We start from the raw sequence: 16283 nt of genomic DNA, 5'->3' as shown, positions 1-16283 counted from the left end.
TGCGCAAGGTGCGTATTGTTGTTCAACGTAGTAAGCAGGCCAGCGTTGTGGTAGATGGAGTAACGGTCGGTTCAATTCGGAACGGTCTTGTGCTGTTGGTTGGAGTTACTCATGAGGATACTGAACAGGATGCTCGGTATGCTGCTGAGAAAATATCCGGGCTGCGCATATTTGAGGACGAAACAGGGAAAATGAATCTGTCCATCACCGAGACAGCTGGCCAAATCTTGTCGGTTTCACAGTTTACACTTTATGGGGATTGTCGTAAAGGCAGACGTCCCAACTTTATGGCTGCAGCCAGGCCGGAGCAAGCAGAGCCCTTATATGAACAATTCAATGAGCATCTTCGCAGGCTTGGTTTGCAGGTGGAAACCGGAGTGTTCGGTGCAATGATGGATGTAGCTTTAGTTAATGACGGTCCAGTCACCTTAATTATCGAAAGCAGATAGCTGGCATACGGATAAATGCATATTAATGTGGAAATAATAAGTTCAGCAGTGAACGAGCATCAACTCGGTCAGCTAGTACTGAAAAGGAGCTTGTTTCCTATGCACAAGTCTGTAAATCAAAATATCGTTTATCGGCCTGAACAGCAGCTGCTGTCCTGTGGCTTGGGGGAGTCAGTTGGAATGGTTGCCGCCAGCTTGAATGGCAATGAAGTCACCGCAGACTATTCTTCTGTTACAGAGCAGTTAAAGCAGCAGCCTCGCCGAACCTATCGCTAACCATATGTAGATTAAGTAAATCGTCAGGGTACGCTCTGGCGGTTTTTTCTTTTGTCTGTTCCTCACCTGTGATACACTAAGTCTAGTTTTGGGTTTATTCAAAGGTCAATTGGTAGGGGACAAGCATTAAATTATGATCATTTGTTGAATTTTGGCGAACATTTGCAACCATTGTCACCTATAAATCGTATTTAGAAGGTGCGGGTAATGTGGACTCACAATTTTATCGAATTATAAAAAATGATACTTACGAGGTGCAGGATGGGGAAAGCAGGTTATTCAACTGGAAATAGTAAGGGATGGCAGCTGGTAGTGTTTGCTATACTGCTGGTGGCCGTAATAGGAGCAGGTACATATTTAGTAGCTACCAAAATGTCTTCAACTGGAGGACCTGGTAAGCCGCAGCAGCTAATGGAAGTAAAAAGCACCAAAGTTATTAAAAGCAGCTATGATCTCATCGTAGTGGGAACCGATCCTGAAGGCTTGGCTGCAGCCATATCGGCATCACGCAACGGTCTCAAAACACTTTTGGTGGATGGGTATGATCGTGAAATCCTGGGAGGATTAATGACACTGGGCTGGTTGAACAGCCTAGACATGAATTACGAGCCCAGCAAAGGCTTATTGTCGAATCATGACATTCTGAATAAAGGAATATTCAGCGAATGGTACGGTCGTATCGAAGGGGATTCCTTTGATGTGGTAACAGCGGCTAATGTATTTAATGATATGGTGAGCAAAGAAGCCAATATCGATCTGCTGTTAAAAACAAAGAAGATCGAGCCGCAGGTGGCTTCGGCAGGAGTTGGAGCGCTTGCCCGTGTAACAGGCATAGTCGTTACCAAATCAGATGGCAGCAGGGTTGCTATCGAAGCGAAGGCTGTTATTGATGCAACACAGGATGGAGACATAGCAGCAGCAGCAGGTGTCCCTTATACAGTGGGACGCGAAGATTTGATGGATCCCAAAAGCCGAATGGCAGTTACAGCCGTATTCAGACTTAACAATATTACACCTGAACGCTGGGCCAGCTTCAGCAAACCTATACAAGCTGAGGACAAGGGGCTGGGTGTATACGGAATCAACGAAATGAGTCTGTGGGGATTAACGAAAATGCAGGATTACCCTGCTGTTAATAAAGAAAAGGTAAGAATGCGTGGTCTGAACGGCGGGCGCCAAAATGATAACACGATGCTTGTTAATGCGCTGCAAATTTTTGGGGTCGATCCTTTTGATCCTAAATCAAGGCAGGAAGCGTTCCAGATTGCCAAGGACGAGCTTCCTAACGTTCTGGCATATTTGAAGGAGCAATACCCTGAATTTGAAGGTGTAGAGCTGGCAGGAATTGCACCTGAGCTGTACGTGCGCGAATCACGACATATGCAGGGCGAATACAGGCTGTCCATTATTGATTTACTGGAAAACCGTGATCAATGGGACCGTATCGCATTTGGCGGATATCCGGTTGATATTCAGCGGACAAGCCCAAAGGATAGTGGCACAGTTGTCATTGATCCGGATAAATATGCGGTTCCTTATCGCAGCATTGTACCTCTTAAGGTAGACGGATTGCTCGTTGTGGGTCGAGCAGCAAGCTATGATACACTTCCACATGGCAGCGCGAGAGTTGTACCCGTAGGTATGGCCGAAGGCGAGGCTGCCGGGGCATCGGTGAAGATCGCAATTGAACAAAATATGAGCTTCCGACAGCTATCGGCATCCAAAGAATCCATTGCCAAGCTGCATACGATGCTGAATGATCAAGGAATGGACTTAAAGCCATTTAGTCTCAAACCTGCCCCTTACATGGAGCATAAATCGTATGAGGGGTTAAAGACTGCTGTAAGCCTGGGACTTGCCAGCGGCAGTTACAGAAATGAATTCGATTTGGATAAATCCTCCAATCAGCAGCGGATGGTGAACATGCTGGAAGGCATGCGCAAGTTCAAACCGGCAGCGATGTCAGGCAGTGCTTCTGCGGTCATCTCCAAGGCTAATGAACCATCCAAGCAAGCATTGACGTTGGATTTAGCCGCGCAAATGATAGCATCCTTGCTGAAGCAGGATGCTGCTCCAGCAAATGCTTTGAGCAATTTGCAGACTAAGGGAATCCTGAGCAAAGAGACCGTAGACGGGATTACCAAAAAACAGGAATTGTCGAATGGGGATACTTATATGCTCATCAATGATGTATATAAGCATGTTAAAGCGGCAAAATAATCTTAATGAACGCAGTGCTTAAAGGCAATAATGCACAATATCAAGCAAATAACTTGACTTTGCCAAAATTCGCTATTACAATAATGGTTAATGAATAGGATTATTTATATATCCGTTGATGGGATCAAGTACTTCGTACCCTCGCATAGCCAGAGAGGGAAGCTCAAGCTGCAAGCTTCCTTATGTGAAACGAACGAACAGACCTCCCGGAGGACAATCGGGGAACCACAGTAAATGGATGCTGTGCAGTAGTCGAATTGCGTATTGCGGGCGTTAACCGCTTTGAGTGTGTGTCTTGATGATTAGATGTTAAGATGCAAATCGTGGGTGGTACCGCGGGAAGACTTCGTCGATAAGTCTCTCGTCCCTGACAAATTAATGTCGGGGGCGGGAGCTTTTTTAATTTCCGTCCATATCCGGCAATAGAAGAAAGGAGCAGCCTTATATGAGTATTCAGAAACCGAAGGGGACCCAGGATCTGCTTCCTGGAGAAATTGAAAAATGGCAGTATGTAGAATCCAAAGCACGTGAATTGTGCCAACGATTCAATTATCGTGAAATTCGCACTCCGATCTTTGAGAACACCGAGCTATTTCAACGGGGTGTTGGTGAAACAACAGATATCGTGGAAAAGGAAATGTATACGTTTGAAGCTAAAGGTGATCGCAACAAGCCGCTAAGCTTCTCGCTGCGTCCGGAAGGAACAGCTGGTGTTGTCCGCGCCTATGTGGAAAATAAGCTGTTTGGTGAGCCAGACGTCAGCAAGCTGTTTTATATCGGACCGATGTTCCGTTATGAGCAGCCGCAGGCTGGACGTTATCGCCAGTTTCATCAGTTTGGCATAGAAGCCTTCGGATCTGTGGACCCGAGTATGGATGCGGAAGTAATCGCGCTGGGATACACATTTTATAATGAGCTTGGCATCAAGGATGTGACCGTTGATATTAACTCGGTTGGCACTATTGCTTGTCGAGACGTATTCAAGCAGAAGCTGCAGGAGTTTTTTGCCCCGGTAAAAGACCAGCTGTGCTCTGATTGCCAATCCCGTTATGATCGAAATCCGATGCGGATTCTGGACTGCAAGGTAGATCAAAAGTTTTGCGAGGGCGCCCCGACCATTCTGGAATATTTGGACGAGGAATGTACAGCTCATTTTGCGGCGGTCCAAGAGCATCTGGGTGCCATGAACATACCGTACCGTATTAATCCGCGCTTGGTACGCGGACTTGATTACTACACGCATACGGCATTTGAGTATAAGGCGGCAGGTATTGGAGCTATTGATACTATAGGCGGCGGCGGCCGTTATAACGGACTTGTAGGCCAAATTGGCGGCGGCAGCAACGATCAGCCTGGTGTTGGCCTTGGACTGGGTCTGGAACGTACTCTGCTCATCCTGCAGGCGCAAAATGTGGAGCTCCCTGCTGTGAAGCTGCTCGATATTTATCTGGTCGGTCTGGGAGAAGCTGCAGAGAAGGAAGTTACCAAGCAATTGCAGTGGCTTCGACTGGCTGGCCTGAAGGCAGAAAAAGATTATCTGGGCCGTAAAATCAAAGCGCAAATGAAATCGGCTGATCGTTACAAAGCTTCCTATGTTGCAATTCTCGGTGATGATGAGCTTGAACGCGGTGAGATCACGATCAAATCGATGGTGAGTGGCGAGCAGCAAACCGTGAAGCTGGACCAATTTGTAGCCCATATGAAGTCTATAAAGCTGAACTAACAATTTTTATCTAATTTTATCTAACAAAACCTGGAGGTTGATGAGAGTCATGTTGTTGAAAACCCATCATTGTGGAGCGTTAACGAAAGCGAATGTAGGAGAGACCGTTATTCTGAACGGCTGGGTACAAAGAAGACGCGATCTGGGCGGCGTATTGTTCATTGATTTGCGTGACCGCAGCGGTTTGGTACAAATCGTATTCAATCCTGATTTTTCAGGTGAAGCCTTAACAATAGGTGACCGTGCACGTAATGAATACGTACTGGCCGTTAGCGGAAAAGTGGTTGAGCGTGATGCAGCTACGATTAATGCCAACCTGCAAACGGGCGAAATCGAAATCCAGGTTACGGAGATTGAAATCCTGAATGCTGCCAAAAACCCGCCATTCTTCATCGAGGACGGCATCGAAATCGACGAGTCCTTACGTTTGAAATATCGTTACCTGGACCTGCGTCGTCCGGAAATGCAGCGTACGCTGATGGTACGTTCCAAGGCTGCCAAAGTATTCCGTGACTTCCTTGATGCCAATGGATTTTTGGAAGTAGAAACGCCGATTTTGACTAAAAGCACGCCTGAAGGAGCGCGTGATTATTTGGTGCCAAGCCGTGTGCATCCGGGTGAATTTTTTGCTTTACCGCAATCACCACAAATCTTCAAGCAGCTGCTTATGGTAGGCGGCTTGGAGCGTTATTACCAGATTGCACGCTGTTTCCGTGATGAAGATTTGCGTTCGGACCGTCAGCCTGAATTTACACAAGTCGACATCGAGACTTCCTTCCTGTCGCAGGATCAATTGCTGGATATGATGGAGGAGCTTACTGTTGAGCTGTTCAGAGTGACCACTGGCACCGAGCTTGCACGTCCGTTCCAGCGTATCAGCTATGCTGACGCTATGGGCAAATACGGCTCGGATAAGCCGGATTTGCGTTTCGGTCTTGAACTCAAGGATGTATCCGATATCGTAGTAAACTCCGGTGTTAAAGTATTTGCTTCCGTTGTCGAAAAAGGCGGTCAAGTCAAAGCGCTTAATGCCAAAGGCTGCGGCAGCTGGAGTCGTAAGGAAATTGATGACCTCGGTGTATTCGCTGGACGCTATGGCGCTAAAGGTCTTGCTTGGGTAGTGCTCAAGGAAGGCGAAATGAAAGGCCCGATCGTTAAATTCTTCTCCGAAGAAGAGCTTGCCACGTTAAAGACTCGTCTGGAAGCAGAAGAGGGAGATTTGCTATTATTCTCGGCAGACAGCAAAAAGGTTGTTGCTGATGTATTAGGTAATCTTCGTTTGAAAATCGGACGCGACCTTGGTCTGATCGACGAGAACGAATTCAAATTCGCCTGGGTTATGGACTTCCCGCTGTTGGGCTATGATGAAGAAGCCAAACGTTATGTTGCCGAGCACCATCCGTTCACCCGTCCTAATGAAGAAGATGTGCATTTCTTCGATACCGACCCAGGCAAGATCAGAGCGCAAGCTTATGACTTGGTACTAAACGGCTATGAAGTTGGCGGCGGCTCCATGCGGATCTACAAGCGTGAGGTTCAAGAGCAAATGTTCAAGGCACTTGGTTTCAGCAAAGAAGAATCGCAAGAAAAATTCGGCTTCCTGCTGGAAGCTTTTGAATACGGAACTCCTCCACACGGCGGAATTGCCTTCGGCTTTGACCGTCTGGTAATGTTAATTACGAAACGCACTAACCTGCGTGAAACGATTGCGTTCCCTAAAACCGCAAGTGCTACCGACTTGTTAACAGATGCACCAGGTCCAGTAGACGACAAACAGCTGGAACAATTGTCAATCCGCTTAGCCCTTAAGCAGCCCGCTGCAAAAGCGTAAGTTTTGTTCTGCACCAACAGTCAAGCTTGTCCCGTAGGGGCCAAAGCGGCCCGAGAAATCACAGTCTCTCAATCAAGCACCACACGAGCAGTCAAGCTTGTCCCGAAGGTGCCAAAGCGACCCGAGAACTCGCAGTTTCGCAAACCAAGCACCACATGAGCAGTCAAGCTTGACCCGAAGGGGCCAAAGCGGCCCGAGAACTCGCAGTCTCGCATACAAGCATCACACCAACAGTCAAGCGTGTCCCGCAGGGACGAAAGCGACCCGAGAACCTAAACCGTCTGCGCACAAAAAAGGGAGTCCAGAGGGCATAGCCCTTTGGGGCCCTCCCTATAGGGAGGGTTTGGGAGGGTCACCGAAAGGAGGATTTGTTTCATGCTGCACCAGTTTTCAAGAACGGAGCTTGCTATCGGACCGGAAGGACTGGAGGTCCTGCGTAACAGCTGCGTAGCAGTATTGGGGATCGGCGGCGTAGGCGGAATGGCTGCAGAAGCGTTAGCCCGCACAGGGATAGGCCGGCTCGTACTGATCGATAAGGATGTAGTCGACATTACAAATATTAACCGTCAGGTGCATGCCCTGATGTCGACGGTTGGTCAGCCCAAGGCCGATTTGATGCGTGACCGCATTCTGCAAATCAATCCAGAATGCGATGTCGTTTCCTTGCGAATGTTTTATACGGAAGAAACGTACGAGCAGTTGTTTGCCTATCCTTTGGATTATGTAGTAGATGCTTCAGATACAATCAGCTACAAAATTCACTTGATCAAACAATGTCTGGAGCGCAAAATACCGATCATTTCGAGTATGGGCGCGGCTAACAAAATGGATCCTACCAAATTTCAGGTTGCCGATATTTCCAAAACCTCCATGGATCCATTAGCCCGTGTCATCAGAAACAAGCTGCGTAAGGATGGAATCAAAAAGGGAGTTAAGGTCGTCTTTTCGACGGAAGCCCCCCTAAAGCCGAGAGTCGATGTTACGCAGAAAATCGTTCCCGAAAATGCGCCTGAAATTCGTAAGGCCAAGCAGCCACCGGCCAGCAATGCCTTCGTGCCACCTGTAGCGGGTTTGATTGCAGTCAGTGTGGTAGTGAAGGATTTACTGGAAAAATCGAATCAGGACTGAGGATATTGGAGCGAAGTGAGCACTAATGTGACCACATTTTGTAAATGCCTAAAATGTCCTTTATAATGTAAAGCATAGGGAATGCTCCGCAAGGAGTGCTTCCTGTGCTTTTTTACTTTAGGAGGTTGTTCAAAAGTCCCCATTTGATCACGAAGTCTCACAAGAGGCTTACTCGACATCGAATCTTGCATTCAGGCTTGAAGTGCGGTGCTCATTTAGGTTTTGCCTAAACTCCGCTCCTCCTCCTTCACCTTCTTGCAACCTTCTCGGTGCTGAAAAGTCGACTTTTTGAACTCTTATTATTTGAAAACTAGATTCGAATACGATAGAGGTTGTGAATGAAGGATGGATTTATTTTCATTAGCCGAGGAAAAAAGTCCTGCTGGGAAGCTGCTCGCAGATCGGATGCGACCCATTACGCTGGATGAATATATTGGTCAGGAACAGATCGTCGGTCCCGGAAAGCTGCTGAGAAGAGCTATAGAAGCGGATCAGGTGTCATCGATACTGTTATACGGTCCACCAGGTACTGGAAAAACGACGCTTGCAAACATTATTTCGCATGCTACACAAGGCATATTTATCAAATTGAATGCGGTGGATGCAACCGTCAAAGATGTGCGTGAGGTCATAGAACAGGCCAAAGACAATAAAACGCTGTACGGTCGCAAAACCATTTTGTTTCTGGACGAGGTGCATCGCTTCAATACGTCTCGTCAGGATGCGCTTCTCCCAGCTGTCGAGCAAGGTATTATCGTGCTGATTGGGGCTACGACCGAAAATCCATTTCATCATGTGAATGGCGCACTCTTGTCAAGATCCACACTGTTTGAGCTTCAGGCTTTAACTCAAGAGCACTCGCTTGTGGCGCTGCGCCGAGCGCTTGCTGATCAAGAGCGCGGCCTTGGCTCGCTGCCGATTGCAGCCTCAGAGGAAGCGCTTGCGCATATTGCTCGCATGGCTGGGGGCGATATTCGCCGCGCATTGAATGCGCTTGAGCTAGCAGCGCTAACGACTCCGCCGAACAGGAACGGAGAGGTACACATAACGCTGGAGGTGGCAGAGGAGTCGATACGAAGACCTACCGTCAAAGCAGATGAGTCGACCCAATATGATGTGCTCTCAGCGTTCCACAAGAGCATCCGCGGCTCCAGTGACGCGGCACTGTTCTGGTTCCTCTATGCCGTAGAGAAGCTGGGTATGGACCCGATGACCTTTTTGCGCCGCCTGATTGTAGCGAGCAGTGAGGATATCGGTTTGGCTAACCCGCAGGCGATGCTGCAATCCGTAACGGCGATGGATGCCTATCATAAGATCGGCTGGCCGGAATCGAAATATGTAATTGCACAAGCCATTTTGTTTGCAGTTGAAAGTCCTAAATCGAATGCGATTCCCATCGCTATTGGCAAAGTCATGGGAGCCTTTGAGCTTCTGGGCGCTGCCGAGGTTCCTTTGCATTTGCGTGATGCACATTACAAAGGTTCGGAGAAGCTTGGGCATGTCGGTTATCAATATCCTCATAATTTTCCTGGTCACTATGTGGACCAGCAGTACTTACCGGACAAGCTCAATGAGCAGGCCTTCTACGAGGCGACCGAGCAGGGCATGGAGGATAAAATAAGGCTGAATCAAGAGCGCAGAAACGGGCATAAGCAGCGAAAACGGCGATAATAGGTCAGGCTGGCTCATTTTAGCCTCATTTAAGGCTAATTCTCGGTATAAGTTGAATTGATCAAGCTTTTTGACTGATTTGTTTAATTTTTAAGCATAGCCCACGGTTTGACTGTATAGTTTAATCATATATAATTTAATTATAGAGTTATATTATGCACGTAAAAGGATGACGAAGGCTTCTTAACTAAGCATCGAAACACTTTTTTGCATATTATACCCATATTTATGTTGATAAGCTCTCACATATATCAGCTTCAAATGTCTCAAAAAATTGTGAATTTAGGGGAGGTGTACCTATTCATCTCGAACGAGGAGAATAGGAAATTAATTGAGTAGTGACCCATTACCGATACTTTGGAATTTAAGTTTAGTTTTGCTTTTGGTATTCTTAAACGGCTTTTTTGTGGCAGCAGAGTTTGCATTGGTTAAGGTTCGTCATAGCCGCATTGATGTGCTGGCTAAGGAAGGAAACCGCAATGCCAAGTTTGCTCAAATCATCATGAGAAACCTTAACGGATACTTATCAGCCTGCCAATTGGGAATTACGCTTGCTTCACTGGGGCTTGGTTGGATTGGTGAACCAGCAATAGCTAAACTGCTCCAACCGGTGTTGCAGCCGCTGCAAATCCCTGAAACGATCCAGCATACGATTTCGTTTGTTATTGCTTTTACGATCATCACCTCTTTTCATATCACACTTGGGGAACAGTTTCCCAAGACCTACGCGATTCGTATGCCAGAGAAAATTACGCTGATGTCTGCGGGACCGATGATCCTGTTTTACAAAATCATGTTTCCATTTATTTGGTTTCTGAATGGTACTTCCAACTGGATGCTGCGCAAATCTGGAATAGAGCCAACAGACGAGCATGAGACAGCACATACGGAGCAGGAAATTCGCGGCTTGATGAAGGAAAGCAATAAAAGTGGACTTATTGATAATACTGAATTAACTTTAATGGATAATATTTTTGAGTTTTCAGAAACGAATGCCCGTGAAATTATGATCCCGCGTACCGAAATGATTTGTTTATATGCTAATCTATCCTACGAGGAAAATCGACAAATTGCAGTAACCGAAATGCACACCCGATATCCAGTTTGTGATCCCGATAAGGATAATGTCATCGGCTTTGTGCATATCAAGGATTTGTTGAAGTCAGACCGCGGTATCGGTAATATCAAAAAAATTATTCGTCCCATCACGAAAGTTCCCGAGTCGATGCAAATCAGTGCGCTGCTGAAGCTGATGCAAAAAAGAAAAACGCAAATGGCGCTGCTCATAGATGAGTATGGCGGCACTTCGGGATTAGTCACTTTTGAAGATATTATAGAAGAAATTGTCGGCGAGGTTCAGGATGAATTCGATGAAGAGCGTCCGCAGATCGAAAAGCGTGATGATTCAACACATTCCATTGACGGGCGGATGCTGATTGAAGAAGTAAACAGCTATTTTGGCGTAGAGATCGAATCCGATGATTACGACACGATTGGCGGTTGGATTTATGCTCAGGTAGAGATGCCCCCTAAACGAAGCCAACGCATTGATTACAATAATGAATATGAATTTGTTATTGATGAAACCGATCATTTGCGGATCTCGCGGATTTTGGTCATTAAACGCAGTGAGCAAGGCGAACAAGAGGATACGCTCCCAATGAGCATGTAAACAAAAAAGCGGATATCTGCATGCGGCATGTACTCTTACACAGAGTGGCTGCATCGGATAGTCCGCTTTTTTGTATCTATTGTGAAGCTCTTAGCCGAAAGCATAATGTTTAGAATGTTTAGGATATAACCGTATCGATGATAGCACCGCCAAGACAAAGCTCGCCATCATAAAATACGACCGATTGACCCGGTGTGACCGCCTTTTGCGGCTTGTCAAAAGTAACCTCGCAGGTACGCTCTTTCTCGTTAAACGTGACGCTAACCCCTTGATCCGGCTGACGATAACGGAACTTGGCTGTACAGCGGTATTCCTGCTTAGGCAGCGTTCCGCTGATCCAATTTAGATCTGTCGCTCTCAGTCCCGAGGAATATAGGCTTGGATGCTGCTCACCCTGCACGACATATAAGACATTGGTTTCGAGGTTTTTGCCTGAAACAAACCAGGGCTCCCCACTTCCTGCACCGCCACCGATACCAAGACCCTGCCGCTGTCCTAAAGTGTAATACATCAATCCATCATGGCGTCCTTTGACTTCTCCTTCCAAGGTTTGCATATCGCCAGGCTTGGCCGGCAAATAACCGCTTAGAAATTCCTTGAAGTCCCGTTCTCCAATGAAGCATACACCTGTACTGTCCTTCTTCTTCGCAGTGGCAAGACCTGCCCGCTCTGCTATTGCTCTCACTTCCGGCTTTGGCAGATGCCCGATCGGGAACATCGCTTTGGATAATTGGTATTGATTGAGAGCATTCAAAAAATACGTTTGATCCTTGTTGCCATCAACACCCCGCCGTAAGCGGTATATACCATCCTGCTGATCTACTTGCGCGTAGTGACCGGTGGCAATGTAGTCTGCGCCCAGCTCAAGCGCTTTGTTCAGAAACTCCCCGAATTTAATTTCACGATTACACATTACATCCGGATTCGGTGTTCTGCCCTTGCGATATTCATCCAGAAAGTATTGAAATACCTTATCCATGTATTGTTTCTCAAAATTTACCGTATAATAGGGAATGCCGATTTGGTCGCATACTCTGCGGACATCCTCGGAATCTTCTTCAGCGGTGCAGTGGCCCCACTCATCGGTGTCATCCCAATTTTTCATAAAAACACCGATAACCTCGTATCCTTGCTCCTTTAAAAGCAGAGCTGACACGGAGGAATCGACACCGCCGGACATACCTAGAACGACTCGTGTTTGCTTATTCATTATGGATTTTCTCTCCTTGCTGCTTTACGTTTATCTTGTATTATACATGGGTTATACTGAATAATAAATATTTCATCAATATGACACGGTTTTTCTCCCAAATTACAAGGATTTATGATACCATATATACGATACCAACATGTATTGAAATGTAAATGAGGTGCTTGACTTGAAAATTTCTACCAAAGGCCGATATGGATTAACAATTATGATGGAACTGGCGTCCAAGTACGGAGAAGGACCCACCTCATTAAAAAGTATTGCCGAGAAGCATCAGCTTTCCGAACACTACTTGGAGCAATTGGTAGCCCCATTGCGTAATGCAGGTTTAGTTAAAAGTATTCGAGGAGCCTATGGAGGCTATATTTTGTCCAAGCTGGCAGAAGATATTTCTGCGGGCGACGTGATTCGGGTACTGGAAGGACCGATCAGCCCTGTTGATTTCACCGAAGAGGATGATCCAGCCAAACGCGACCTGTGGGTGCGTATCCGGGATAGCATTGCAACAGTGCTGGATTCTACCACATTGAAGGATTTAATTAACTTCAAGGGTGAAGGCGTCAGCGATAGCTACATGTTCTATATTTAATTCAGATGAAGGTAATGGAGTTATCATGACGATCTATTTGGACCATGCAGCAACAACCCCGGTTCATCCCGAGGTTCTCGAAACGATGCTGCCAATTTACACACATTACTATGGAAATGCCTCCAGTACGCATAGCGCAGGTAGAGAAGCACGTTCTGTTGTTCAACGATCAAGAGATTCGATAGCTTCTTTACTTGGTTGTGCGGCCTCGCAGCTTGTATTTACAAGCGGAGGTACCGAAAGCAATAATATGTCTATATTAGGTGCTGCCGCTGCGCGCTCCTCTTTGGGCAAGCATATTATAACGGTTCAGACTGAGCATCATGCTGTATTGCATACATGCCAATATCTCGAAAAGCTGGGCTTTGAGGTTACTTATTTACCTGTAGATACGAATGGACAGCTTGAACTGAATCAGCTTGAACAAGCGATTCGCACTGATACTATTTTGATCACTGTAATGTATGGCAATAACGAAGTAGGGACGATTCAACCGATTATGGAGATCGGGGAGCTGGCCAGAAGCAAAGGGATCTGGTTTCATGTCGATGCTGTTCAGGCACTAGGAGCCATCGAGCTTAGTCTGAATAGTCTCCCTATTGATTTAATGAGCTTTTCTGCGCACAAAATTCAGGGACCCAAAGGAATCGGAGCCCTTTATATAGCTAAACAAATTCAGCTAGAGCCGATTTTGCATGGTGGCGCTCAAGAAAGAAAGCGGCGTGCAGGCACTGAAAATGTACCGGGAATTGCAGGTTTTGCAAAAGCGTTACAAATTTTTATCGAACATAGGTATGAAATGCAACAAAAGATGGAAAAACTACGTATAGAGATGGTAACAAGGCTGCAAGAGCAACTGGGAAGTGAGCAAGTGGTAATTAATGGACATCCTACAGCGTATTTGCCGCACATACTCAACCTCAGTTTTCCTGGCATTTCATCGGAAACGATGCTGATGAACCTCGATATGGAGGGGATCGCTGCTGCCAGCGGCTCTGCTTGTACATCGGGCTCGTTGGAAGTATCCCATGTGCTTCAAGCCATGAAGCTGCCTGAGCCGGTAACTGCATCAGCTGTGCGATTCAGCTTTGGATCCGGGAGCCATTTGCAAGATATTGTGACTTGTACAGAGAAAATTGTAACCATTGTAAATCGTATACGTAATAATTATTAGTAAGAAGTGTTTCATTCATTTGCAGCTATTGCATCGGGAGGATACAGCGCTTGAAAAAAGCTCGTGATGTGATAGGATTACCGATACTTTGTGTGCAAACAGGTAAACAGGTCGGTACAGTCAAAGATTTATTACTGGATGAAGCCTGGCAGATTGAGCTTGTACTACTGGAGAACAGGCATTGGTTTTCAGTGTCCAACTGTGTTGCCTGGAAGGATGTCATTGCTCTGGGTGAAGATGCTATAACCATTCACAACGAAGAGGCTGTCTTCCCGTTGGATGCGCAGGATCAAGTGTACATCTCTTTACTGAATGGTGATCATAAGGTGAAGGGAATGCCTGTTGTAACCGTCAATGGTCAGCATCTGGGTATTGTGGATGATGTTTATCTGGACCCCGAGCAGGGTAAAAAAGTAATAGGCTACGAATTGACCGAGGGTTTTATTTCTGATCTGAAAGAGGGGCGCAAATGGCTGCCCTTACCGGATTCTGTAACAATGGGTGAGGATGCAATTATAGTCCCCGTTCACTGCAATGAATGGTTGACTGAAATAGTCAAATCAAATGAGGAATAGGGTGATACCAAATGTTACGTTGTCCGAATTGTAATTCAAAGGATATTGGCAAAATAGGCTCGCATCAGTTTTACTGCTGGGGCTGCTTTATCGAACTTAGTGTGAACGGTGAGAAAATGTCTGTATATCAAGTTGAAGAAGACGGTACTTTAAGCTCACTGGACGATCTGTTTTTTGAAGAAGAAATGCCGCATATTCATGCAAACTGATAAATTACCGAATCAGATGTATGTTGAATCGCATTCGCCCTAACCGCTTGAATCATGCAGCGGTTGGAAGCGAATGCGATTTTTTGTGTTATTCAAGGGGATTAAGATGCAGGGTTGTACATATACTTATAATGGTTGAGTGATTTGGACAGGGAACTGAGGCGGTGAGAACGCATGAATCATTTTTACAAAAGCAGAGTATTTTCAATTATGATCTACATCCTGCTGGGTCTGCTGATCCTGCTGGTTTTGTTGAAAATTCGTCCGATCTGGATCGGAATTTATCATTTTCTGCTTGAGATTCTGGCTCCTTTTATTATCGCAATGATCATCTCTTATGTATTGAATCCTGTCGTATCCCTGCTCAACGCCCGCAAGGTGCCGAGGACAGTGGCTGTACTTCTGATTTATGCCGTATTTATTGTGTCCACAACGGTAGTATTGATGAACTTGATCCCGATGTTTATTAATCAATTAAATGAATTTAATGAGCATATTCCACAGCTTGAAATGAAAGCTCAAGGCGTTGTCGATACGATGAAAAGTATGCAATTTGTGCCGGACACCATCCGTACCGGCATCAATCAGTCTCTCATGAAGCTGGAAAACGGCGTATCACATGCCATATCGAAATATATTGACGGAATAGGCAGTACGATCAATATGATATTCATCGCTTTCATCGTACCTTTTTTGGCTTTTTACATGCTTAAGGATTTTCAACTGATAGAAAAAACCGTACTGGCTACGGTACCTAAAGCAAAGCGCAAACAGGTTTACAAGCTGCTAATGGATATCGATACGGCTCTTGGTAATTATATTCGCGGACAGTTTTTAGTATGTGTCATTATTGGAATCCTGGCGTATTTGGGTTATTGGCTGATTGGAATGCCGTACGCGCTGCTGCTTGCTTGTCTGGTTGCCGTGTTTAATATTATCCCATATCTCGGCCCTTTCTTTGGGGCGGCTCCGGCTCTTATAATGGCCTCGACGATTTCCTTTAAGATGGTACTGATGGTCGCTGTGGTGAATACAGTCTGTCAAATTCTCGAAGGCAATGTGATTTCACCTCAGGTCGTAGGTCGCTCGTTAAAGATGCATCCGCTCCTGATTATATTTGCTCTGCTAGCGGGCGGGGAAATTGCGGGTGTGATCGGCTTGATTCTGGCAGTTCCGGTGTTTGCGGTTATAAAGGTCATTGTGCAGCATGTTTTCCAATATTATGTACATCGGAGAACAACATAAACAAGGAGATCGAGTTGTTCACGAAACGCATCTCCCTGATCGTGCTGTATGGCCGCCTTGTTGACATTCCTTTCAAAAAACGTATATAATCGTATACAAGTATATAACTGAAAGCGTTGATGAAATTAAGTAAACCATAGCCCATTATCCAGAGAATAGGTTATAGCCCGCTGCTGCTTGCATTAGGCTAGCTGAGAGAACCTTACTAATGAAGGATGGTTGAAAGCTCATTTCGGAGTGCGGAACAAATCCGCCGGATGGACTCGTTACAAGTCTTGTTCAAGGAGATTGTACAGCAGGCTTGCGTCTTG

At 46.0% G+C, this 16283-nt stretch carries 14 protein-coding genes; 13 read left to right on the top strand and 1 reads right to left on the bottom strand.

Features of this window, described 5'->3' with window-relative positions; all coding sequences use genetic code 11:
• The first annotated feature begins 8 nt into the window (after positions 1-8).
• The 8 genes from dtd (at position 9) to LRL21_RS03215 (ending at position 10970) form a co-directional block, all read left to right on the top strand.
• Positions 9-449 carry a D-aminoacyl-tRNA deacylase gene (gene dtd, locus LRL21_RS03250; RefSeq protein WP_240414329.1) on the top strand — a complete coding sequence of 147 codons (441 nt, stop codon included), beginning with the start codon at positions 9-11 and terminating at the stop codon, positions 447-449.
• A 99-nt stretch (positions 450-548) separates the two neighbouring features.
• Positions 549-725: a hypothetical protein gene (locus LRL21_RS03245; protein WP_179097493.1), complete on the top strand. Its 177-nt coding sequence runs from the start codon at positions 549-551 to the stop codon at positions 723-725.
• A gap of 261 nt (positions 726-986) precedes the next feature.
• Positions 987-2945: an FAD-dependent oxidoreductase gene (locus LRL21_RS03240; RefSeq protein WP_240414328.1), complete on the top strand. Its 1959-nt coding sequence runs from the start codon at positions 987-989 to the stop codon at positions 2943-2945.
• A gap of 445 nt (positions 2946-3390) precedes the next feature.
• Positions 3391-4668, top strand: coding sequence for a histidine--tRNA ligase (gene hisS, locus LRL21_RS03235; protein ID WP_240414327.1), 1278 nt, complete (start codon positions 3391-3393; stop codon positions 4666-4668).
• A 49-nt stretch (positions 4669-4717) separates the two neighbouring features.
• Positions 4718-6499 carry an aspartate--tRNA ligase gene (gene aspS, locus LRL21_RS03230; RefSeq protein WP_240414326.1) on the top strand — a complete coding sequence of 594 codons (1782 nt, stop codon included), beginning with the start codon at positions 4718-4720 and terminating at the stop codon, positions 6497-6499.
• A 375-nt stretch (positions 6500-6874) separates the two neighbouring features.
• The gene (locus LRL21_RS03225; protein ID WP_240414325.1) at positions 6875-7627 is read left to right on the top strand and encodes a tRNA threonylcarbamoyladenosine dehydratase; all 753 of its coding nucleotides are present in this window, start codon (positions 6875-6877) and stop codon (positions 7625-7627) included.
• A gap of 345 nt (positions 7628-7972) precedes the next feature.
• A complete protein-coding gene (locus LRL21_RS03220) occupies positions 7973-9298 on the top strand; it encodes a replication-associated recombination protein A (RefSeq protein WP_240414324.1) in 1326 nt (441 codons plus the stop codon).
• A 331-nt stretch (positions 9299-9629) separates the two neighbouring features.
• The gene (locus LRL21_RS03215) at positions 9630-10970 is read left to right on the top strand and encodes a hemolysin family protein (protein ID WP_240414323.1); all 1341 of its coding nucleotides are present in this window, start codon (positions 9630-9632) and stop codon (positions 10968-10970) included.
• Between the two features lie 118 nt (positions 10971-11088).
• Here the strand turns inward: LRL21_RS03215 and mnmA are convergent, their stop codons facing one another.
• Positions 11089-12180 (bottom strand): tRNA 2-thiouridine(34) synthase MnmA, encoded by a 1092-nt coding sequence (gene mnmA / locus LRL21_RS03210; RefSeq protein WP_240414322.1) that lies wholly within the window; start codon positions 12178-12180, stop codon positions 11089-11091.
• A 169-nt stretch (positions 12181-12349) separates the two neighbouring features.
• On the opposite strand from mnmA, the gene cymR reads away from it, so the two are divergent.
• From cymR to LRL21_RS03185, 5 genes are all read left to right on the top strand, one after another.
• Complete coding sequence (gene cymR, locus LRL21_RS03205; RefSeq protein WP_240414321.1) at positions 12350-12769, top strand: cysteine metabolism transcriptional regulator CymR; 420 nt, start codon at positions 12350-12352, stop codon at positions 12767-12769.
• A 25-nt stretch (positions 12770-12794) separates the two neighbouring features.
• Positions 12795-13943: a cysteine desulfurase family protein gene (locus tag LRL21_RS03200; RefSeq protein WP_275900573.1), complete on the top strand. Its 1149-nt coding sequence runs from the start codon at positions 12795-12797 to the stop codon at positions 13941-13943.
• 50 nt (positions 13944-13993) lie between these two features.
• A complete protein-coding gene (locus tag LRL21_RS03195; RefSeq protein WP_240414320.1) occupies positions 13994-14518 on the top strand; it encodes a PRC-barrel domain-containing protein in 525 nt (174 codons plus the stop codon).
• An 11-nt stretch (positions 14519-14529) separates the two neighbouring features.
• Complete coding sequence (locus LRL21_RS03190) at positions 14530-14727, top strand: hypothetical protein (protein WP_076231682.1); 198 nt, start codon at positions 14530-14532, stop codon at positions 14725-14727.
• 174 nt (positions 14728-14901) lie between these two features.
• The gene (locus LRL21_RS03185) at positions 14902-15972 is read left to right on the top strand and encodes an AI-2E family transporter (protein WP_240414319.1); all 1071 of its coding nucleotides are present in this window, start codon (positions 14902-14904) and stop codon (positions 15970-15972) included.
• The last annotated feature ends 311 nt before the right edge of the window (positions 15973-16283 follow it).

Source organism: Paenibacillus periandrae, assembly GCF_022458865.1.
GTDB classification, from domain to species: domain Bacteria; phylum Bacillota; class Bacilli; order Paenibacillales; family NBRC-103111; genus Paenibacillus_S; species Paenibacillus_S periandrae.
This window is presented reverse-complemented; position numbering and strand designations above follow the sequence as displayed.

Coding starts and splice junctions, on each gene's coding strand:
- LRL21_RS03185 (WP_240414319.1), top strand. CDS start 14,902: ATGAATCATTTTTACAAAAGCAGAGTATTTTCAATTATGATCTACATC.
- LRL21_RS03190 (WP_076231682.1), top strand. CDS start 14,530: ATGTTACGTTGTCCGAATTGTAATTCAAAGGATATTGGCAAAATAGGC.
- aspS (WP_240414326.1), top strand. CDS start 4,718: ATGTTGTTGAAAACCCATCATTGTGGAGCGTTAACGAAAGCGAATGTA.
- LRL21_RS03220 (WP_240414324.1), top strand. CDS start 7,973: ATGGATTTATTTTCATTAGCCGAGGAAAAAAGTCCTGCTGGGAAGCTG.
- LRL21_RS03245 (WP_179097493.1), top strand. CDS start 549: ATGCACAAGTCTGTAAATCAAAATATCGTTTATCGGCCTGAACAGCAG.
- LRL21_RS03240 (WP_240414328.1), top strand. CDS start 987: ATGGGGAAAGCAGGTTATTCAACTGGAAATAGTAAGGGATGGCAGCTG.
- mnmA (WP_240414322.1), bottom strand. CDS start 12,180: ATGAATAAGCAAACACGAGTCGTTCTAGGTATGTCCGGCGGTGTCGAT.
- LRL21_RS03225 (WP_240414325.1), top strand. CDS start 6,875: ATGCTGCACCAGTTTTCAAGAACGGAGCTTGCTATCGGACCGGAAGGA.
- hisS (WP_240414327.1), top strand. CDS start 3,391: ATGAGTATTCAGAAACCGAAGGGGACCCAGGATCTGCTTCCTGGAGAA.
- LRL21_RS03200 (WP_275900573.1), top strand. CDS start 12,795: ATGACGATCTATTTGGACCATGCAGCAACAACCCCGGTTCATCCCGAG.